Source organism: Delftia acidovorans NBRC 14950 (assembly GCF_001598795.1).
In the GTDB taxonomy this organism is placed as follows: Bacteria; Pseudomonadota; Gammaproteobacteria; order Burkholderiales; family Burkholderiaceae_C; genus Comamonas; species Comamonas acidovorans.
In genome coordinates this window covers 85,693-106,437 of record NZ_BCZP01000013.1, presented here as the reverse complement: position 1 = coordinate 106,437, position 20,745 = coordinate 85,693, and the positions used below count along the sequence as shown (strand labels likewise).

General features: G+C 63.4%; 12 protein-coding genes. All 12 read right to left on the bottom strand.

The features are described from left to right. Positions 1-7 precede the first annotated feature (7 nt). The 12 genes from DA1_RS17915 to DA1_RS17865 all read right to left on the bottom strand — a co-directional run bounded on the left by DA1_RS17915 (position 8) and on the right by DA1_RS17865 (position 20,675). A complete protein-coding gene (locus DA1_RS17915) occupies positions 8-994 on the bottom strand; it encodes a TRAP transporter substrate-binding protein (protein ID WP_034397353.1) in 987 nt (328 codons plus the stop codon). A 297-nt stretch (positions 995-1,291) separates the two neighbouring features. Beyond that, positions 1,292-2,794: a sodium/proline symporter PutP gene (putP, locus tag DA1_RS17910; RefSeq protein WP_012207739.1), complete on the bottom strand. Its 1,503-nt coding sequence runs from the start codon at positions 2,792-2,794 to the stop codon at positions 1,292-1,294. Between the two features lie 79 nt (positions 2,795-2,873). Continuing rightward, positions 2,874-6,899, bottom strand: a complete 4,026-nt coding sequence (gene putA / locus DA1_RS17905; protein WP_034397351.1) for a trifunctional transcriptional regulator/proline dehydrogenase/L-glutamate gamma-semialdehyde dehydrogenase — start codon at positions 6,897-6,899, stop codon at positions 2,874-2,876. A gap of 182 nt (positions 6,900-7,081) precedes the next feature. Next, positions 7,082-8,089, bottom strand: coding sequence for a fimbrial protein (locus tag DA1_RS29830; protein WP_080736975.1), 1,008 nt, complete (start codon positions 8,087-8,089; stop codon positions 7,082-7,084). A 157-nt stretch (positions 8,090-8,246) separates the two neighbouring features. Next, on the bottom strand, positions 8,247-9,035 hold the full coding sequence (locus tag DA1_RS17895) for a hypothetical protein (protein ID WP_155294331.1): 789 nt from the start codon (positions 9,033-9,035) through the stop codon (positions 8,247-8,249). A gap of 115 nt (positions 9,036-9,150) precedes the next feature. Then, a complete protein-coding gene (locus DA1_RS17890) occupies positions 9,151-12,042 on the bottom strand; it encodes a fimbria/pilus outer membrane usher protein (RefSeq protein ID WP_034397345.1) in 2,892 nt (963 codons plus the stop codon). Between the two features lie 119 nt (positions 12,043-12,161). Further along, positions 12,162-12,938, bottom strand: coding sequence for a fimbrial biogenesis chaperone (locus tag DA1_RS17885; protein WP_051941012.1), 777 nt, complete (start codon positions 12,936-12,938; stop codon positions 12,162-12,164). A gap of 104 nt (positions 12,939-13,042) precedes the next feature. Next, positions 13,043-13,684, bottom strand: a complete 642-nt coding sequence (locus tag DA1_RS29825) for a fimbrial protein (protein ID WP_080736974.1) — start codon at positions 13,682-13,684, stop codon at positions 13,043-13,045. Between the two features lie 717 nt (positions 13,685-14,401). Then, on the bottom strand, positions 14,402-17,500 hold the full coding sequence (locus DA1_RS17880; RefSeq protein WP_034397342.1) for a fimbria/pilus outer membrane usher protein: 3,099 nt from the start codon (positions 17,498-17,500) through the stop codon (positions 14,402-14,404). A 274-nt stretch (positions 17,501-17,774) separates the two neighbouring features. Continuing rightward, on the bottom strand, positions 17,775-18,536 hold the full coding sequence (locus DA1_RS17875; RefSeq protein WP_034397339.1) for a fimbrial biogenesis chaperone: 762 nt from the start codon (positions 18,534-18,536) through the stop codon (positions 17,775-17,777). A gap of 113 nt (positions 18,537-18,649) precedes the next feature. Continuing rightward, positions 18,650-19,237, bottom strand: coding sequence for a fimbrial protein (locus DA1_RS17870; protein ID WP_013800427.1), 588 nt, complete (start codon positions 19,235-19,237; stop codon positions 18,650-18,652). A gap of 640 nt (positions 19,238-19,877) precedes the next feature. Further along, a complete protein-coding gene (locus DA1_RS17865) occupies positions 19,878-20,675 on the bottom strand; it encodes an HAD-IIB family hydrolase (RefSeq protein ID WP_034399018.1) in 798 nt (265 codons plus the stop codon). Positions 20,676-20,745 lie beyond the last annotated feature (70 nt).

Genomic DNA, 20,745 nt, shown 5'->3' with positions numbered 1-20,745 from the left:
TCAGGGATTACTTGGCGTTGGCGATGGTGTCCAGCGTCTTCTGGCCGAACTTCTTCGCGTATTCCTTGTAGGCCGGCTCCAGCGCGGTGCGGAAGGCGGCCTGGTCCACCTTCTCCACTACCTGCATGCCGTGGCTCTTGGCCTCTTCCACGCCCTTCTTCTCCACCGTGTCCACGAACACGCGCGAAGCGATGGCACCCGACTTGGCGCCCTGCGTGAAGGCCGCCTTCTGGCTGTCGTTCAGCGTGCCCCAGAACGAGGGCGACACCAGCAGGGCCATGGGCGCGTACACATGGGCGGTCAGCGTCAGGTGCTTTTGCACCTGCCACAGCTTGGCCGAGGCCAGCACCGAGATCGGGTTCTCCTGGCCGTCGATCGTGCCCTGCTGCAGCGCACCGATCACCTCGGGCCAGGACATGGGCGTGGGCGATGCGCCCAGCGTGCGGAAGGCCGTGATGTGCACGGGGTTCTCGGTCACGCGGATCTTCAGGCCCTTGAGATCGGCCACGCCGTTGACGGCGTGCTTGTTGTTGGACAGGTGGCGAAAGCCCTGCTCGCCCCAGGCAAGCGCGACCAGGCCGCGCTTGCTGAACTTGGCCAGCAGCTCCTGGCCGAAGGCGCCGTCCAGCACGGCGCGCGCATGCTGCGTGTCGCGGAACAGGAAGGGAATGTCCACCACGCCCACATCGGGCACGAAGTTGCTGATGGCGCCCGTGGAGACGATGGCCGCCTCCACCGTGCCCAGCTGCAGGCCCTCGATCAGCTCGCGCTCGCCGCCCAGGGCGGACGCGGGGAACTGCTTGAACTTGTAGGCGCCGTTCGTGCCCTTTTCCACCGCATCGGCCCAGGCCTGGGCAGCCGCGCCGTAGTGCGAATTCACGGCCAGGGCGTAGCCCACCTTGACCTCCTTGGTCTGGGCCAGGGCGGCGCCAGCCGAAGCAACCGCCATGGCGGCCACGCAGGTCGAAAGAAGGGTGCGGCGGATCATTTGCATAGCGGCAGTCTCACTTGTTGTGTGTTGAAAAATAGCCCCCACGCTCCCCTTGCAAGGCAAGGTCCGCGGTCCCCCGCAGGGGGCCGCTTTTCATCCTGGGGCGGCCCGGCGATGAAAAAAAGAGCCCATGGATTGTAGTGACCACTCCCCTTGTGGCGACCACGTACAAAGCGCTCGTCATGTGCGTTGAGGCGCATCTGATTTGGCGATGTCATAGGTGCTGAAATGACAAACGCCCGATGCGCGCAAGCGTCATCGGGCGTCGGGTTCAGATGGAGCGGGTCAGCTCATTACCACTCAGCGTGCCCCGATCCGCTCGAACTCGCTCTCCACCGCCGCATGCGCCTTCAGGATGCTTTGCGAAGGCGCAGGGCCCATGCGGCTGACGACCACCGTGGCCAGCCAGGCCAGGATGAAGCCGGGGATGATCTCGTACAGGCCCAGCCAGCCGAACTGCTTCCACACCAGCACCGTCACGGCGCCGGTGATGATGCCGGCCAGCGCGCCGCCGCGCGTCATGCGGCTCCAGAACAGCGACAGGATGATCACTGGGCCGAAGGCGGCGCCGAAGCCAGCCCAGGCGTAGCTGACCATGCCCAGCACCTTGGAGTCGGGGTTGCTGGCGATGGCGATGGCGATCAAGGCCACCAGCAGCACCATGGCACGGCCGATCCAGACCAGTTCGATCTGGCTGGCGTTCTTGCGCAGGAAGGTGCGGTAGATGTCCTCGGTCAGCGCGCTGGAGCACACCAGCAGCTGGCACGACAGCGTGCTCATCACAGCCGCCAGAATGGCCGCCAGCAGTGCGCCCGAGATCCAGGGGTTGAACAGCTGCTTGGTGATCTCCATGAACACCGTCTCGGCATTGGCGTTCACGGCGGCGGCGCCACCGGGGTTGGCCGCGAAGTAGGGGATGCCTATGAAGCCCACGGCCACGGCGCCGGCCAGGCACAGGATCATCCAGGTCATGCTGATGCGGCGGGCCGAGGGAATGGTCTGCACCGACGAGGCCGCCATGAAGCGCACCAGGATGTGCGGCTGGCCGAAGTAGCCCAGGCCCCAGGCCAGCAGCGAGACCACGCCCACGAAGCTGGCGCCACGGAACAGGTCGAACTTCTCTGCCGCCACGATGGCGTGCAGGTCCTGGCCCGGCTGCAGATGGCCCTGCACGGCCAGCCAGGCGATCACGGGCGCCAGGATCAGCGCCGTGATCATCATCGAGGCCTGGATGGTGTCCGTCCAGCTCACGGCCAGGAAGCCGCCGATGAACACATAGGCGATGGTGCACAGTGCGCCCACCCACAGGGCCGTGCTGTAGGGCATGCCGAACATGTTCTCGAACAGGCGCGCGCCCGCCACCACGCCCGAGGCGCAGTACAGCGTGAAGAACACCAGAATCACCACGGCCGTCACGATGCGCAGCACGTTGGAGTGGTCCTCGAAGCGGTTGGCCAGGTAGTCGGGCAGCGTCAGCGCATTGCCGGCGCGCTCGGTGTACAGGCGCAGCCGCGCCGCCACCAGGCGCCAGTTCAGGTAGGCGCCCAGGATCAGGCCGATGGCGATCCAGGCTTCCGACAGGCCGGACAGGTAGATGGCGCCGGGCAGGCCCATCAGCAGCCAGCCGCTCATGTCCGAGGCGCCGGCCGACAGCGCCGTCACGAAGCTGCCCAGGCTGCGGCCGCCCAGGATGTAGTCGGAAAGATTCTTGGTGCTGAAGTAGCCGATGGCGCCGATGCCGAGCATGGCGACCAGGTAGATGGCGAACATGATCGCCGTCGGGTCGTTCCAGTTGAATTGCATTGAAGTGTCCTGCGTTGGTCGTGTTTTTTCGGGTGGTGCGGGGCGCTTGCCAGGGGCCGGTTGTGCCGGCCCCGGCGGTTCAAGCCATGGTCATGAGCTGTGCATTGCCGCCTGCGGCGGCGGTATTGGTGCTGATGGATTGCTCGTGGAACAGCGCAGCCAGGTCATAGCCGCGGCCCGCATGCAGCTCGTCGCTGTTGCGGCTTTCCACGCGCACCAGGGCACCGTCGCGCGCGGCGACCTGGGCGCAGACCTGCAGCAGGGCGTCGCCGTCGCCCTCGAACAGCAAGGCCGCCATGGGCGCTGCCGAATCGGCCAGGGAGTCGGCGCTGGCGCTGTGCAGCCATGGCACACCGGCATCGCCCGCAGCGGCGCGCAGCGCCTGCCAGGTGGCGGCGCAGCCGCTGTCGGCGCCTGTTCCGTTGTCGGGCAGCACCGCATGGCAGGCGTTGCCGCTGGCCAGGGCTGCTGCCACCTGGGCCACCAGGCCCAGCGGCGTGCGTGGCAGTGCCCAGACGGGGCCGCGCGGCAGCAGGCGGTAGCGGTTGGATTCGCCAGTGGGGCCGGGCAGCTGCATGGCGGCGTCAAGGCGCGAGGCGGCCAGGGCCTCGTCGCAGGCGGCCAGGGCCTGCACCTGCTCATCGGCGGACATGTCCTGGGGCGGGGCCTTGGACAGCGTCTCGCGCAGCAGGCCCAGCAATTGCAGCGGTGCCTGGGCGGACGACTCGGCCCGCGCGAAGACGGACAGCGCCGCGCTGGCCGGCCCCTGCGCCAGTCGGTGCAGGTACAGCGGGCCGCCTGCTTTGGGACCCGTGCCCGACAGGCCCATGCCGCCAAAGGGCTGCACGCCCACCATGGCGCCGATCACATTGCGGTTCACATAGATGTTCCCCGCATGCACGCGCTGGGTGAGGTGGGCAATGGTCTCGTCGATGCGGCTGTGCACGCCGAAGGTCAGGCCGTAGCCGGTGGCGTTGATGCCATCGACCAGCGCGTCCAACTGCTCGCGCTTGAAGCGGATCACATGCAGCACGGGGCCGAAGACCTCGCGCTGCAGGCGCGTGGTGCTGTCGATCTCGATGAGGGCCGGGGCCACGTAGTGGCCATTGAGCACGCCGTCCTTGCGTTCCACGCGGGTGACCTTCTGGCCCGCTGCGGCCATCTGCTCTATGTGCTGCTCGATCTGGCGGCGCGCCGCATCGTCGATCACGGGGCCCACATCGGTGCTCAGGCGGTCGGGGTTGCCCAGGTTCCACTCCTGCAGCGCATCGCGCAGCATGGTCAGCGTGCGGTCGGCCACCTCGTCCTGCAGGCACAGCAGGCGCAGGGCAGAGCAGCGCTGGCCGGCCGAATCGAAAGCCGAGGCCAGCACATCGGCCACCACCTGCTCGGCCAGGGCCGAGGAGTCCACCACCATGGCGTTCTGGCCGCCGGTCTCGGCAATCAGCGGAATGGTGCGGCCCGCAGGCGACAGGCGGCGGGACAGCTGGCGTGCCACCTCGGTGGAACCCGTGAACATCACGCCCGCCACCTGGGCATGGGCCACCAGGGCCGCGCCCACGGTCTCGCCCGTGCCCGGCACCAGCTGCAGCGCGTCGCGCGGCACGCCAGCCTCGTGCAGCAGGGCCACCATGGCGGCGGCCGTCAGCGGTGTCTGCTCGGCAGGCTTGGCCAGCACCGTGTTGCCGGCGGCCAGGGCCGCAGCCACCTGTCCGCAGAAGATGGCCAGCGGGAAATTCCAGGGACTGATGGCCAGCACCACGCCCAGAGGGCGCTGCGCGGCGTTGTCGAAATGCGCGGCCGCCTGGGCGCCGTAGTAGCGCAGGAAGTCCACGGCCTCGCGGACCTCGGCCACGGCGTTGGAAAGGGTCTTGCCCGCCTCCCGCATGATCAGGCCCATCAGCGGCTGGCTGCGTTGCTCCAGCAGGTCGGCGGCGCGGGCCAGCGCGTCGGCACGGGCGGCGGGCGGTGTGCCGGCCCAGATGGGCGCGGCCTGCGCGGCGCGCGCGGCGGCGGCTTCGGCCTCGGCCGCCGTGGCCTCGCGCACCCAGCCCACGATGTCGGACAGCTCGGCCGGGTTGCGCATGGGCTGCCAGCCTTCGGTACGCGCCGGGTCGGCCGGCAGGTCGGCATCTGCGGGGGCGGCCAGATAGGTCTGGCGCGTGCTGTGCAGCAGCGCGGCGGCCAGCGATGCCAGTTGCTGCTCGTGCGCCAGGTTCAGGCCCTGGGAATTGGCGCGGGCCTGCCCTGCCTTGTCTCCCTGCTGCGCGAACAGATCGGCCGGCAGCGCAATGCGCGGGTGGGGGGCGCCCAGCCGGCCTTCGTTGCGTGCGATCTTCATCACCTCGTCCACCGGGTCGGCCACCAGGTCGGAGACCGGCACGGAGGCATCGCCGATGCGGTTCACGAACGAGGTATTGGCACCGTTCTCCAGCAGGCGGCGCACCAGGTAGGCCAGCAGCGTCTCATGGCTGCCCACGGGCGCATAGATGCGGCAGGGGCGGGCCAGCTTGCCTTCGGAGGCCGGGCCCGTCACCTGTGCGTACAGCGGCTCGCCCATGCCGTGCAGGCACTGGAACTCGTACTGGCCGCTGTAGTAGCTGCCGCCCACGGCCTGGGCCAGGTGGTAGATGCTGGCCAGGGTCTGTGCGTTGTGCGTGGCGAACTGGGGGTAGATGGCATCGGGCGCATCCAGCAGCTTGCGCGCGCAGGCCAGGTAGCTCACATCGGTATAGACCTTGCGCGTATAGACGGGGTAGCCGGCCTGGCCGCCTTCCTGGGCGCGCTTGATCTCGCTGTCCCAGTAGGCGCCCTTGACCAGGCGCACCATCAGGCGGCGGCGGCTGCGGCGGGCCAGGTCCACCAGGTAGTCCAGCACCTGCGGGCAGCGCTTCTGGTAGGCCTGGACCACAAAGCCTATGCCGTTCCAGCCCTTGAGCGAGGGCGCGGCACACAAGGCCTCCAGCAGGTCCAGCGACAGCTCCAGCCGGTCGGCCTCTTCGGCGTCGATGTTCATGCCGATGTCGTACTGCTTGGCCAGCTCGGCCAGCTGCAGCACGCGCGGCAGCAGTTCGGCCATCACACGCTCGTACTGCGCGCGGCTGTAGCGCGGGTGCAGGGCCGACAGCTTGATGGAAATGCCCGGCCCCTCGAAGATGCCTCGCCCGTTGGAGGCCGCGCCAATCGCGTGGATGGCCTGCTCGTAGGCCTGCAGGTAGCGCTGTGCGTCGGAATCGGTGGCGGCCGCCTCGCCCAGCATGTCGTAGCTGTAGCGAAAGCCCTGTTTTTCATAGGCGCGGCTGTTGGCCAGCGCCTCGGCAATGTCCTGGCCCGTCACGAACTGCTCGCCCATCAGCTTCATGGCGCGGTGCACGCCCTGGCGGATCAGCGGCTCGCCGCCCTTGCCGATCACGCGCGTCAGCGCCGACGACAGGTTCTTTTCGCTGCTGGTGGACGTGAGCTTGCCCGTCAGCACCAGGCCCCAGGCCGCCGCGTTCACGAACAGCGAGGGCGAGCGGCCTACATGGGCGCGCCAGTCGCCCTTGCTGATCTTGTCGCGGATCAGCGCATCGCGCGTGGCACGGTCGGGAATGCGCAGCAGCGCCTCGGCCAGGCACATCAGCGCCACGCCTTCCTGGCTGGACAGCGAGAACTCCTGCACCAGCGCCGCCACGCCGCTGCCGGCCGGCGCATCGCGCAGGCCCTGCACCAGCCGGGTCGCCAGCTCGCGCACCTTGTCGGCCTGCTGGGCATCCTGGGCGCGTGCCAGCGGCAGCAGCACCGGCAGGCACTCGGGCTCGGGCCGGTGCCAGGCGGCCGTGATGGCAGCGCGCAACGGCGTCTGCGGCAGGATGGATTGGGCGAATTCCAGAAAGGGTTGCACCTCTTGCGGGCTGCTGGGTTGCACCTCTTCCAGCGCCACATCGCCCTGGCTGTCGCCCGCGCTGGACAGCCGGATGGTGGTCGCGCCGCGCTCCAGGGCATCGACGTACTGGACAACCGCCTGTTTGATCAGCCAGTGCGGTGTGCGCCCTATCTGCTGGGCGGCGATGCGGATGCGCTCGCGCAGAGCGTCATCAACCTTGATGCCTACGGTGGTGGACATGGTGTGCCAGTGAGGAATGGAAGAGGTGGGAAATGCGAATGGACATGCACCATGAAGAAAACATGGTGCAACCTTGCTTGGTTGAAATGTCGCAGAGGTTGCGATTTTTTTGGACTGGGGTTAACCCTTTTTTCTCATGGCCCAAGCCGATACCGCCGTGTTGCGGCCGTGCTGCGACCGGCCTACTGGTAGTCGATGGTGAAGGTCGCCAAGGCATTTGCACTGCCACCGCCGCTCACGGTATTCCTGATCTGCCGGTAGCGCGCCTCCAGGTCGATCTGGAAATTTGCCGTGCCCTGCGAAATCGTGCCCGCCTGCCAGCCGTTGGCTGCGCCAAAGCCCTGGATCGCGCCATTTCTCAGCACCTCCACGCCAACGCCGCTGACCTGCGAGCCGGTCAGCGCCAGCACCGAGGGGACTTGCGTGTCCGTCGTGCCCGACAGCGTCACGAAAGGCTTGATCTGGGTGTTCGGGTCGCCGCCGGAGCAGCTCAGCTGGATGGAGAAGGGCACCTTGTCCGTGGTCGCACCCAAACCCGTGAAGCGTGTGTCGGGATGCGTGCCCAGCGGTACGCTGATGCTGTCCGACACCAGCGTGCAGGTGGGATTGATGGGGACCAGGGTGATACCGGAGAACACGTATTGCGCGGCGAGTGCTCCGGCAATTTTCATTTCCATGTATGGTCCTGCCAGTTGGATATCTCCAAAAATAGTACTGATGGGTCCTGTTTTTATGAATTCTATTGTAATGATGAAATTTTCTCCTTCGGGAATGGGATACGAATTTGTTAGTATGGGCAGTTCGTTGGGAATTGTTCCAATCCCCTTCATCGATATGCGCAATCCTATTCCGGAGACGTTGCTGGGGTAGATTCTGACATCAGGTGCTCCGATTCCTGAAAATGAAGGTCTGCTGGCGCCGGAGCAAACCACTTGCGCAATTATTGATGAATGAGTCTTGTTGTCGACTACTGGTTTAATCGGAATTGTTGCAAACACTTTGCCGTTTGGTTCGGAGTTTATGTTGATGGGTAAACTCAGGACCTGATTCACGGGGTAAGATGCAATGTAATGGTTCTTTCCATCAGTGGTCGGATTGGAGTCAGCCGGCATGCAGATTGCTGCATGGGATGCGGAAATGGTGGAAAAAATGATTCCCATGGAAAATGCGAAAAGCTTGTATATATTCATTCTGGTTCTCCATCTGGAATCAAGGCGGCACTTCGAAAGAACAACGTGGCGTCTTGTGCCGTGTGCCGTGTGCCGTTAGCCCTGGCATGTGCAGGCGCATGGCATCTCTGAGGAGTGCAGCGCCTGCTCCAAGGCCCTCGCAAAGACAGGCTTGGGATCAGTGGCGGTTGAGCGAAAGCTGGGCGACACTGGAACTTCCCATGACCGGCTTGATGCTTGGCAGTTCATCAGCAAGGCAGGATGGAGCTTTGGCGATCATTTTCGGCAGCCTGCCCTCAGCAGCGGGGCGACCGGAAGAATGGGCGACGGCGGCCGTGGCCGGGTTCTCTGCGCTGAGGCTCGCGGTGCAGAACGGACCGGTCGGAGCGGCGGCCTCACGGTCAAACTGGTATTGGGCGATGACCACGTCGTCGACCTTGTATTGAAGGAAAACCCCTTTGAGGGGCCCTGCCTGTTTGATCGGGCCAATCTTCACCAGATCGATATAGATGGGAGCATCGGACAGTTCCTGGATGGGGAAGTAACGCCGTTTTGTATTGTCTGGGTTGGTCGGAACAGGCATTTTTCTGAAGTCTATGCGCAGTCCTATGCCGGGAATGGAACTCTCATAAGCCCGGTGTATCTGGTGAAAGGTGCCCACGCCATACCAGCCAGAGTTTTGGTATTTTGCACAGAACATTGCACCCCCTTTCATTTCAGTATATTTCTTGTTGATGATATAAGGGAGAAAGGCGACGCGGCCCACTACACTGCCGATTGCACGAGATTCAATATCAAACGGCAGTGGGACCTCCAGCGTTCTACTGGGCAGGTGGACATAGTGATTTTTGCCATCGTTGATGGAATTGCCGACTCCATCGTTAGAGCAAAAAGCTTGCGCGTGTGCCTGACCTATGGAAAAAATGAAGAGTACTGAGGACAATGCAATGGCACGGGTAATGGTCATGAAAATGCTCCGTTGCTGAATGAAAAGGCGGTTCTTGGATTTCAATATCGCAGGGCAGGTGACCGGCGGACCGCGTGCCGGAAAGGGGGTGGGCACAGCCATGTACCGCGTCGGTTCAGACGCCGACCGAGGCCTGGGCTTGTGTCGGCGAGTCCCGCAATTCACCCACCAGGCTGCGATCGATCCGCAGGCCAGGGCTGTTGTCTGCCTGGCCGTCCGGCGCCAAGGGCGGCTGTGCCTGGCCCGTGTACTGCTTCGCATCGGCCGTGGTGCGCAAGACACTGATGCGCAGGCTCAGCCGCAAATCGCCAAGATGCTTCTCGGCCTGGAAGGGCAGGCTGGACTGGCGGGCGGCGATGGGGCGCGAGGTCTCGGCTCTGTGTGTCAGCGCGGCCTGATGGGACGGCGCTGCGGCAAGATGGGACGGCACGCAGTGCAGGTCCATGCTGGCTGGCACACGGGAGCCGGTGGAGCGCTCCCGCGCCGGCAGCGAATAGGCCATGCTGCAATGGGCCGTGCCATCTCCGGCCTTCCACTGGGCGTGCAGCTGTCCCTGGTCCGACAGGCCGCGCAGCATGAGCTTGCCGGCCTGGCCGACCATGCCCAGGTCCTTGCCGCTCTCGTCCGAGACGACGGCGCCGAAAGGCACGGGCGACGTGTCCGCCTGCGTCAGGCGCAGCACGGCCGAGCGGCTGTAGCTCGTCTTGAACACCACCATGGCGGCGGCACCGGCCACCGGTGCGACGCGCCGGTTGGCCTCCTGCAGTTCCACATCCATGGACATGCCCTTGGGGTCCAGCGACACCTCGTTCATGGCATAGGGTGTCATGTAGGGCACCACGGCATAGCCCCGTGCATCGATGCGTACGCCGGGCGCATTGGTAAGGCGCGCGCCCTCGGCATGCGGGGCCTGCACGATGGCGAAGGTCTCGCCCAGGGGCTGCGACAGCGTGACCCCTCCGGGGTGGGCGACCAAGGCGCCGCGCGCGCCCAGTGACAGTTGCTGGCCGGCCCGGCCCGCGCTCACGCTGCCGCTGAACAGCGTGTACGAGCGGCGGTAGAGTGCATTGGCGCCTGCATTGAGGCGCGATCCCTGGTTGCCGCTGCTGCCGTATTCGGCATTCAGGCCATAGGAGAGATCGCTGCCGACCTGCCCGTAGGTGCTGGCCTGCAACTGGTTGCCGCCGCTCGAGTCATGTGTGAAACGGCTCATGACTCTGGGCTTTCCCGCCCCCAGCGGAATTGTCACCCCTGCGTACAGCTGCGTGCTGGGGCGGCCCCAGGCATCGCGCTGGCGCGAGGCCGACAGGTTGTAGGGAACGCCCAGCCACGAGCTGCTGTAGTTGAGCGTGTAGTCCACGCGGCGGCCCGCGCGGTTCCAGTAGTTGTCCATGGAGGCGGAAATGCTCAGGTTGCCGCCTTGCTCGCCCAGGCGCTGGCTCAGTGTCATTGCGGCGCGCGTGCGCGGGCGCGACAGCGGGGGCGGTGCGCCGCTGGCAGCGGGCCGGGTCAGGTCGCGCGACCGCATGGCCTCGTTGATGCCGAAGAACCCGTTGGTGGAATAGCGGTAGGCAGCCAGGGTGATGCCCGTGCCGGACTCCGGGAAGGTCTTGGCGTAGGTGACTCTCAGGCTTTGTCCTGAGTAGCTGCGGTCATGGGGGATGCGGGTGTTGGCGTGTGTGAGGTCCAGGCCAAAGGCACCCCATGGTGTATTGAACACGGCGCCCACCGTGGGCGAGAAATAGCCCTTGGCGACCGTGGCGCCGCCATAGGCCGTGAGCATGTTCGAGAAGCCGTACTGCCAGCCTGCCTGCGAGAAGAACGGAGCGCTCTCACGCAGGCCGCGCACCGCGCCTGCTGTGAGGCTGTAGCGGTGCTGGCCCTCGCGCAGCGAACGAGGAACGGCCGCATAGGGCACCGAGAAGGAGCGCACGGAGCCGTCGGCCTCCTCGATATCCACCTGCAGGTCGCCGCCATAGCCGGTGGGGTACAGGTCATTGATCACGAAGGCGCCCGGTGCCACCGTGGTCTCTTGCAGCTTGATGCCGTTCTGGCGGATGACCACCCGGGCGTTGGAATTGGCCACGCCGCGCACCACGGGCGCGAAGCCGCGCTGCGACTCGGGCAGCATGCGGTCGTCCGTGCGCAGCCGCAGGCCGCGGAAGGAGACCGAGTCCATGATCTCCCCGTCGGTGTAGGTGTCGCCCAGGATCAGTTGCGATGACCAGTCGGCGATGTCGCGCTGCGCATAGGCCGAGATGCTCTGATAACGGCTCGGTCCCTGATCGCTCCAACTGAACGAGCCACTGTGCCGGAAATGCCAGCGCGCATAGTTGAAGCCGCTGTTCAGGCCCAGGTAGCCCTGGGTGCTGCTGCCCGCTGGCCCGCCGCGCGCATGGTAGGTGTTGAAGTCATAGCCGAGCGTGCCGGTCGTCACGCCCGCGTTCCACTGCTCCGGACTCACGTAGCCGCTTGCCACGCGCCGCATCAGGATCTGGGGAATGCTCACATCCAGTCGTTGCAAACCTACGTTGAAGCTTGCGGAAGCGCCGGGGACGACCTTTTCAATGCGCAGGCACGCTGGGTCTCCATCCACAACATCCTCGTTCGCCGGCAGGCTCGCCATGTCAATGTCCATTTGCTCCAGCAGGGACATGTTGAAGCAGGGCTGGGCACTGGCACCCCGACTGCGTTGAGTGAACCGCATCTCGGTGCGGGTCATCCAGTTGCCGTTGACCAGAAGGTCCGGGTTGTAGAGACCCGGTTCCACAGAATTACCCTCTGCAAAACGCAAGACATCGATCCCGTCGCCTCCTCGCAGAAAGCTGCTGTTGAATTCGATGTGCTGTGCGCGTGCGGGCGGCATCCTGCCGGCGGTGTGCTCTGTTTGCGAGGCGCGCATATCCATTTGCCAACAGGCCAGTACTGCCAGCAGCAAGGCATGTAGTGGTTTGGCCTTGAACGGGAAACAGCCTGGCTTCCGTACCCTGTCGGCTTTTTTCTTCATAGCAATCCCTCTCGATGGACATGCCTTTTTTGCACCTGCTGCGCCGTGCTGCCTACCTCGGCCAGTCACGCGTGACCGGCATGGAGGCTTTCGGTGCTGCGTTAGGGCTTCGGCTACCGTCAGCGCCCAAGTTCGACCCTGTGGCCCTCGGCACCACCCCAGTCGTTGAGGCTGGTGTAGACCACGACTGCGTCCGCGGGAAGCTCCTTGGGTAGTTGTTCGTTTTCGGCGGGCTTCTGGAATGCAAACTTTGCCGTTTCTCCTGGCAGCACATGTCCTACATTCATCTTGAAACTCTGGCCAGCTGCCTCTACGGCGATATGGCCCAGATTGGCGACATACGCGGTCGGATTACGGGCCTGAAGTACGGCCTGCCCGTCTCGGGTCGTGCTCGCGGACCACTGCAACTGCTCAGGCGCATCCTTCGGTTCGCCCGGAAGGCCCTTGGGGCGATATATCAGCTTGATGCGCGTGCGAAAGGCCAGTGCGAGGCTGCCCTGGGAGCCTTTCGCGTTCTCGGTCTTGGGCGGCACGTCCAGCACGTTGATCCAGAACAATGACTCTCTGTCCTGGAGTAGGGGCTGGCCGGAATGGATGATGCGCAGCATCTGCTGGTCCGAGGCTTCCAGGCGGGTGAGCGACGGCGCGATCACGAAGGGCACATCTATGCCCTCGGGCGCCATATCTCCATCGCCCGTGTCCAGCCATGACTGCACCAGCGATGGCAATTTTCCTTCATTGGAAATCTTGAGGGTGGCTTCCGTCTCGTCGCCTGAAAATATGACCCGTGTTCCATAGAGGACTATGCTGGCATTGGCCGGGAGGACGCAAATAAGCAATGCAGCCATGGCGAAACAATGTGACAGCAGACTGGATCGGCGATTTTTCACCGGCATAGGAGATCCTGAATTTCTGTATATGAGAGAAATGCCACAGGCATTGGAGGTGAATGCGCCAGCCACCAGAAGGTGGCCGGCGCTTCTCTGAGGCGGTGGACTGCCTATTGATAGTTCATGGTGAAAGTCGCTTCAGCATTCGCCTCTCCTGAGGCAAGGGGCACGGCAGCCACGTAGTACCTGGCGATGTAGTTGAGCGTATTGGTTCCTGATTGCAGGTTGACAGGCGCGGACGGGCCGCTCAGATCCCAGATGGCCGTTGTCGAGTTGTTCTCCAGTAACTGGATGTCGGCCGTGGCATTGCTCGTATTGATGCGGCCGTTCCTGATGGGGCCATCAAAACGGACCGTGGCAGTGGTGGGCTGATTGTTCGATCCTGGGGTTGAGCAGCCATCCAGCCTGATGGTGATCGTTCTATGATGGGCGGGAATAGCAACGTTGCCGACGGCGCCACCGCCAGACGTGAAACCGCGTTCATTGGGAGGTACGATACCGAAATCGATCTTCTGGTCTCGACTTCCCAGATTGACGATGCAAGTGACAGGAGAAATATTTCCTGTGAATCTGACGATTCCACTCTGAGTGGATTGCGCATGGACAGAACTCAGTGCAAGCAAGGACAAGCCCGCAACCGAAAATTTCAATGCAGAAAATTTCATATTTATGCCTGATGAAATTGAGTTTGATGAATATGGTGGATTGAAGTAATGATCTTGTTTGAAACTTTTTCTTTGACGCACCTCCATTTTTGATTTGATATTGGATATTTTTGAATGATTCCAGATATCGATGGCTATAGAGTTGCTGCTGCTGAAAGTTGCAGGTAATATATTTTTTTATGCGTCAATGGGGTGTGGCTGAAGAGGCTTTTGGGGAATATGAATTGACGGTGGATTGTTCTCGTTGATGACGAAATTTCGAAGGATCAGATTCTGATTCTTGGCAATTTGTCTGATCGGCTTATTGTCAACACATGCTCGCTGAAATGAAATTGGATAATTCTGAATTTCGCGATTTTCTCTCTAGGAATTTCCTGATTTTTTGAGCGGAGTTATCGGGATTCCCTAGGAATAGTCCTATCTTGTCTTCAATTGCTTACGAATTGGTGATCCGAACTGTGCGTGCGCGGGTCCAGAAATGGCGGGGCAAAGCCTTGTGGGAAGGCTGTCGCCTATGGATTGGGGGGATCTGCGATGCAGCTGATGCCGGCAGACAAGCGGACGATGGTCTTTGCGAGAAGAGCAAGGTCTCGGCTGTGCCGCCCTGCGGCACAAGGCCCGCAGTCAATCTTGCGGGTCTTGATGAACAGCGTTTGGGCAGTGACGGCAAATAGCTGCATGCCGATGGCTACCCGTACCAACGTATCTGCAGTCGGCGCGGGAGTCGGAAATGGAAGCCTGCCGGTGCAGCAATCAACGTGGCCCTGCATTGGCAGCGGCCCATTTGGGCTGCTTTTCCGGTGCTTATGTCTGATCGGCCGATGCCAGGACCCTGATCTTCAAGCTGGGCTGCAGGATGGCCAGCGGACGGTCAGCCCGCAGGGTTTGCTGCGGCGGCTTGTGCTTGCCGGTGCCTGCGTCGTGCCCTGCCGCCACGGGAGTTCTGCCCGCGTTGCTGGTGACTGGCACCGTGGTGGGCAAGGCGCTGATCTTGACGCTCATGCGCAGGCCGTCCAGGTTGCGCTCCAGCTTCAGTGCCTGCTGGCTGTCGCTCGGCTGTGTGGCACGAGCGGGCAGCACTGCAGCCGCAGTGACTGCCGGCGCGCTGGCGACTACCGTGGCCGGTGCCGTTGCTGCCGTGCGTTCCTGGGTCATGCCGGCCAGAGCCACGGCCGACGCCGCGTTGGAGGCCGGGGCGCCGGCCACGGCTGTCTTGGCATTGGTGGTTGCGGTTGAGGTTGAGGTTGTCGCGGTCTTGCCCGGCTTGGCCGATGCCACGTCGGTGGCCGCAGGCAGCAGCTTGCTGCTGGCCACGCAGGGCAGTTCCAGGCTTTGCGGCGGCTGGTAGGTGGTGCTGCGCTTTCTTTCAGGAAGGGTATAGGAGAGGTTGCAGCCCACCATGCCGGTGTCGGTCTTCCATTGCACCTGCAGTTCGCCCTGGTCCGACAGCCCGCGCGCCAGAAGCTTGCCGGCCTGGCCGATCATGCCCAACTCCTTGCCGTCCATGTCCAGCACGCTGGCGCCAAAGGGCACAGGCATGTTGCCGGCCTGCCGCGCGCGGATCACGGCCGAGCGGCCATAGGCTGTCTTGAACACCAGCAGCGGCACGGCGCCGGCCAGCGGCGCGACGTGCTGGCTGGTTTCCTTGAGTTCCACGTCCGTCGACAGGCCCTTGGGATCGATGGAGACCTCGTTCATCGAGAACGGCGTCAGATACGGGACGACGGCATAGCCCCGGCTGTCCACCTTCACTCCGGGCGCGTTGTTGATGCGCGCGCCTTCCGCGTTCTTGGCCTCCACGATGGCAAAGGTGTCAGACACCGATTGCGACAGCGTCACGCCGCCCGGGTGGGCCACGATGGCGCCACGCGCGCCTACCGAGAACTGCTGGTAGCCGCTGCTGGCGCTGACGCTGCCGCTGAGTTCGGTCTGCGATGCGCGGTAGGTGGCGTTGGCGCTGGCACTGGTGCTGCTGCCATTCATGCCACCGGTGTTGTGGTTGGCGCTGAGGCCGTAGGAGATGGCGTTGTCGTCGCCCAGCAGCCCGGACAGGTTGGCCTGGGCCTGCACGCGGCCGCGCGAGTCGCGGTTGGTATTGGTGGAGAGCATCATGCCGCGCTCCATGCTCAGCGGAATCGACAGGCCCACGTGCAGGAACGTGTTGGACTGTCCCCAGGCATCGCGCTGGCGCGCCGCAGAGAGGTTGTAGGAGATGTTGCGGAACGAGTTGCTGTAGCCAATGGCGTAGTCGACGTTGGAGCCCTGGCGGTTCCAGTACTTGGCAGTGGACGCCGTGAGGCTGAGGCTGCCTCCCCCGGGGCCAAACTGCTGGCCCATGACCAGGGAGGCGCGGTTGCGAGGCCGGTACAGGTCCGTGGAGGGCCGTAGCAGATTGGCCTGATCCCGTGCGCGCATGGCGTCGTTGAGGCCGAAGAATCCGTTGGTGGAGTAGCGATAGGCGGCAATGGCCACGTGGGTGCCGGTCTGCGCAAAGGACTTGGCGTAGCTGGCACGCAAGCTCTGTCCGGAAAAGGAGCCGTCATTGGGAATGCTGGTGGAGGCGTGCGTGATATCTGCACCAAAGGCACCCCAGGGCGTGGTGAGCGCCGCGCCAATCATGGGCGAGATATGGCCCTTGGCCACGGACACGCCGCCGTAGCCGGTCAGCATGTTGGTGAAGCCGTGCTGCCAGGTCGCCTGCGAGAACAGCGGCGAGGTATTGGGCAGGTGGCGCACCACGCCCGCCGTGAGGCTGTAGCGGTCCTGCCCCTCGCGCAGCGACAGCGGCACGGCTGCGTAGGGCACGGCAAAGCTGCGCACGGCACCATTGGCCTCGGTGATGCTGACTTGCAGGTCGCCACCGTAGCCCGTGGGATAGAGGTCGTTGATGACGAAGGCGCCGGGCGCCACCGTGGTTTCGTAGAGCTTGATGCCGTTCTGCGTGATGGTGACTCGGGCATTGGTGTTGGCCACGCCGCGCACCACGGGCGCGTAGCCGCGCTGGGAGTCGGGCAGCATGCGGTCGTCACTGTTCAAGCGTATGCCGCGAAACGAGGTGGAGTCCATCAGGTCGCCACCCGTGTAGGTGTCGCCCAGTATGAGCTGGGAAGACCAGTCGGCAATGTCGCGCTGTGCGTAGGTGGAGATGTTCTGGTAGTTGCCCCGTCCAGTGTCCGCCCAGCTGAAGGAGCCGTTGTGCCGGAAATGCCAGCGGTCGATGTTGACGCCGCCGTTCAGGCCCAGGTAGCTCTGCGTGGTGTTTTCTGCGTTGCTGGAGCGCCCGTGGTAGGTGTTGAACTGGTAGCCGAGCAGGCCGACAGGCACGCCAGCGCTCCATTGGTCAGGGCTGACATAGCCACGCACCGAGCGGCGCAGCGAGGCCTGGGGCACGCTCAGGTCCAGTCGCTGCTTGCCGAAGTCGAAACTGGTGAAGGCGCCCGCGATGATCTGGTCCAGACGGTTGCAGCCACCGTCGGCCACCAGCTTCAAGGCGGCCTCGGGCGGCAGGCGCGAAAGGTCGATGCCCACCTTCTCCAGCAGTGCTTTATCCAGGCAGGGCAGCGCGTCCTGCGAACCGGCCAGTGCCTTGAACTGCACTTCGCTGCGGCCAACCCAGTTGCCGTTGATGTAGATGTCTGGGTTGTAGCTGCCTGCCGTGACCACGTTGGCGCGCGAGTAGCGCGAGACGTCAATGGTCTGCCTGCCGGTGTTCAGAAAGCTGGGGTCGAAGTCGACGGCAGCCGGCGTGGGCTGCCACTGGCCGGTGGACGTGGAGGTCGTGACTTCCTTGACCTGCTGGCCCTGCTGGGCCTCGGACTGCCAGCAGACCAGCACGGAGAGCAGCAGCGCATGGCCGGGCTTCAGTTGGAAATATCCGGCAGGGCCTTGGCCTGGCCCCGGCATTATTCCTTGTCTTTGCCTTGTATGCCGGCTTTTGATTCCCTTTTCTGAATCTGGAAAGACTGGCCTGATCATTTGCTTATCTCCTAATGCTGTGCGCCCGATGCAAAGCGAACGGCCAAGGCCGATGTGCCAGTCCCGGTAAAGAGACCGATGCAGTTTTGCTGGGTATTAACGCTGTGTATCGGTGTGCTGGCCGGGCTGAAAATGCAGTGGCGTTAGATAATCAGACCGGAGAGGACGGGGGATTCGCGTGGCTTTGCTCGCATTGCCCTGTTTATTGGGCGGAATTGCCAATTATGGCTTCGTGGTTGAGACTGGCGCCCCAATCATTGATGCTGCTGAACATCACCGTGGCACCGGTCGCACCAGCCATATTGGCACCCGCAGGTTCCTTGATTGGGAAGGTGGCCACCTGGCCGGGAAGAACGGGCCCGACACCTGCCTCGAAGGATTTACCGTTGAGCTGCACTTCAACGCCAGCCACATTGACCACAAAGGCGCTGGGATTGCGTGCGTTCAACACAGGCTGGTTTTTGGCGTCAACGCCTGCCGACCATTGAAGCAGGGCAGGAGCCTCCTGGGCATTGCCGGGCAGATTGCCGGGCCGGTACATGAGCTTGACGCGAGTGCGAAAGGCGAACTGGAGATTGTTGGAGTCGCCTTCCATTTTCGCCTTGGGCGGGACGTCCAGCACGTTGAGCCAGAACAGGGATTCCTTGTCAGCAGGCAGTGCTTCGCCCGAATAGATGATGCGCAACGTCTGGGTCTTGCCCGCCTCGATGCGCATGATGGTGGGCGTGATGACGAAGGGAACGTCGATGTTCTCAGGCGATTCCTGGTTGTTGCCCTTGTCCAGCCAGGCCTGCACCAGGGCAGGTTTGCTGCCTTCGTTGGTGAGCTGGATGGTGGCTTCCTTCTCGCCACTGGGGAAGATGATGCGCGTGCCCGTCAATGTCACGCTGGCCTGTGCCGCCGTTCCAAGAAGAAGGGACAACAGGATGGCAGCAAGCCCATATGAACGTTTGATCGTCAGCATCGGAGAACTCTCTGGGTTTTGAGCGAAAGAATGGGGCCGGGCCCATGTCAAGAAAGCAGAAGACACGGCATATCGACCACCGCAAGGCGGCCGATATGCCTGAAAGTCAGTGATTACTGATAGACCAGCGAGTAGGTCACCGAGGTGTCGGTACGGCCTGCGGTCACGGGGCCGGTGGCCACGTATTCGGAGGCGAAACGCATGATGGCCCGGCCATTGCCACCGACCTTGTTGTCGATGTCCACAAAGCGCGATTGGGCGGAACCGATCTTTAGGCGCTCGTTGTTGCTGGGATCCACGATGGCGATCTGGACACCGGAGGCCACGGTGGGCGCACCAGTACCGCTGGCCGCTGCGGGCTTGAGCATGCCGGTGACCAGGTCCACGTTGGGGCCGGCTTCGAAGAACACGGCGACCTTGGAGACGGGCGCTGTGGAGGTGGCGGTGGCCAGCTCACAGCCGCTGAGTTCCAGCGAGAACGCCTGGCGGCCGACCGTGGCACCCACGGTGGCCAGCTGGTTGTTCGCCACGTTGGGCAGCTTCACGCCGTCCTTGGCGGCGCCGGCGACCGTGGTGTCCACCTTGCAGGTGGTGGTGACCACCTCGCCCGTGAAGTTGATGGTGCCGTCTGCTGCTTGAGCGGTGTTCATGGCCATCATGACCAGGCCGGCAACCGATGTCAGCAATGCGATCTTTTTCATGGGTATTCCCTCGAGTTGAAGAGATAAATAAAATTCCAGCAGCGATGAATGCGCTGATGGAATAAGAGAGTGTGTGAATGGTTGAGTGGTTAATAAATCATCAGTGTTCCATGTTCACCTCATCAATCCAATGGTTGGTAACTGTCAGCATGGTCAAGGATTTGCAGGGGGTGCGATCATGCTGGAATAGGTGGTGGCGCTGACATGGAGAAATTGTTCGGATGAGGGAGCGTTGGCGAGGGATGGGCGAGGTTTGTTTCTCTGGCATGTTTGAAGTTGAATTGTTCAAATACACCAGTGCCCAATGGCGCGGATGGGATGCAGGAGAGAATCTGTCAAAGAAAAAGGCGAAACAAAAACCTGTTCTTTGGGTATGTGATGGATTCTAGGTGTGCACCGCCACTATATGAAATAGGGCGCATTCTGATAATTGATGCTTGATCTAGGAATAGTCCTAGATTTGCTCTGTCGAATGGGGGAAAGAGGGTGCGCAGCCCGCCTGCGCCGGGCGGTTGGCTGTGCTGAGGGTGATGGTGTCTGCGGGGGGAGCGCGGGTCCCGCAGATCAGGACGGGCCGATGGGGTAGTCGAAGGCGAAGGCGCAGGCCTGCAAGGGCTGCACCGGCCCTCGGCCCTGTGGATCAGGGGCGCTGGGTCAGCAGGTACTGCGCCATTTCGGCAAAGCCGTCTCCACGCTCGGCCTGGGTGACATGGCGAGGCAGGTGCTTGAGCTGGGGCACGAAGCGCGCGATGTTGGCCACGCCCAGGCTGTGGGGCATGTGCTCGAACATGAGCTGGTCGTTGGTGGAGTCGCCGATGTAGATCCAGCGGTCCAGCGTGGCGTCGAGGTCGATGTCGAACAGGGTGCGCAGGATCCAGCGCGCGCCTTCGAGCTTGTTGTGCGCACCGAACCAGCCGTTGATGTGGATGGAGCTGACGGTGGCGTTCATGCCCGCCGCCTTCATGATGGCCACGCAGCGGTCAATGTCCTGCTGGGGCATCTGGGTGAATTCGCTGTGGTCCACGGCAATGTCGCATTCGCGGCCCGCCGAGTCGGTGGCGCGCAGCGCCCCGGGCACGGTGGCCTCGATCTCGGCCAGCACCTGCTGCATGCGCGCGTAGTTGGCGGTGCGCGTGGCCTCGTCCTGCTGGTAGAGCTTGTCCAGCCCGCCCTGCGCATTGCGCCGCAGTGCCACGGCGCCGTTCTCGGCCACGATGGCATCCACGGGCCAGGCCTGGGCAAAGGGCTCGCTCCAGCCCACGGGCCTGCCCGTGATCGGCACCACGCGCAGGCCGGACTGCTTGAGCCGGGCGATGGCATCGACGACATGGGCCGGCACCACGCCCTCGGTGGTCAGGGTGTCGTCGATGTCGGTAAGGATGCCGAGCGGCGATGCGGGAGGTGTCCAGAGGGACAGCGGCTGGAGGGTTGTAGGCACGGTCGTCAAAATGCAAAAAGCCGCCCAGGGCGGCTTGTAAAAGGGCAGCGTTTGCGCGCACGGACCGTGC

What these genes read in the sequence shown, in the direction of transcription:
- DA1_RS17915 (WP_034397353.1), bottom strand. Translation starts at nt 994, where the DNA reads ATGCAAATGATCCGCCGCACCCTTCTTTCGACCTGCGTGGCCGCCATG.
- putP (WP_012207739.1), bottom strand. Translation starts at nt 2,794, where the DNA reads ATGCAATTCAACTGGAACGACCCGACGGCGATCATGTTCGCCATCTAC.
- putA (WP_034397351.1), bottom strand. Translation starts at nt 6,899, where the DNA reads ATGTCCACCACCGTAGGCATCAAGGTTGATGACGCTCTGCGCGAGCGC.
- DA1_RS29830 (WP_080736975.1), bottom strand. Translation starts at nt 8,089, where the DNA reads ATGAATATATACAAGCTTTTCGCATTTTCCATGGGAATCATTTTTTCC.
- DA1_RS17895 (WP_155294331.1), bottom strand. Translation starts at nt 9,035, where the DNA reads ATGACCATTACCCGTGCCATTGCATTGTCCTCAGTACTCTTCATTTTT.
- DA1_RS17890 (WP_034397345.1), bottom strand. Translation starts at nt 12,042, where the DNA reads ATGAAGAAAAAAGCCGACAGGGTACGGAAGCCAGGCTGTTTCCCGTTC.
- DA1_RS17885 (WP_051941012.1), bottom strand. Translation starts at nt 12,938, where the DNA reads ATGCCGGTGAAAAATCGCCGATCCAGTCTGCTGTCACATTGTTTCGCC.
- DA1_RS29825 (WP_080736974.1), bottom strand. Translation starts at nt 13,684, where the DNA reads ATGGAGGTGCGTCAAAGAAAAAGTTTCAAACAAGATCATTACTTCAAT.
- DA1_RS17880 (WP_034397342.1), bottom strand. Translation starts at nt 17,500, where the DNA reads ATGCCGGGGCCAGGCCAAGGCCCTGCCGGATATTTCCAACTGAAGCCC.
- DA1_RS17875 (WP_034397339.1), bottom strand. Translation starts at nt 18,536, where the DNA reads ATGCTGACGATCAAACGTTCATATGGGCTTGCTGCCATCCTGTTGTCC.
- DA1_RS17870 (WP_013800427.1), bottom strand. Translation starts at nt 19,237, where the DNA reads ATGAAAAAGATCGCATTGCTGACATCGGTTGCCGGCCTGGTCATGATG.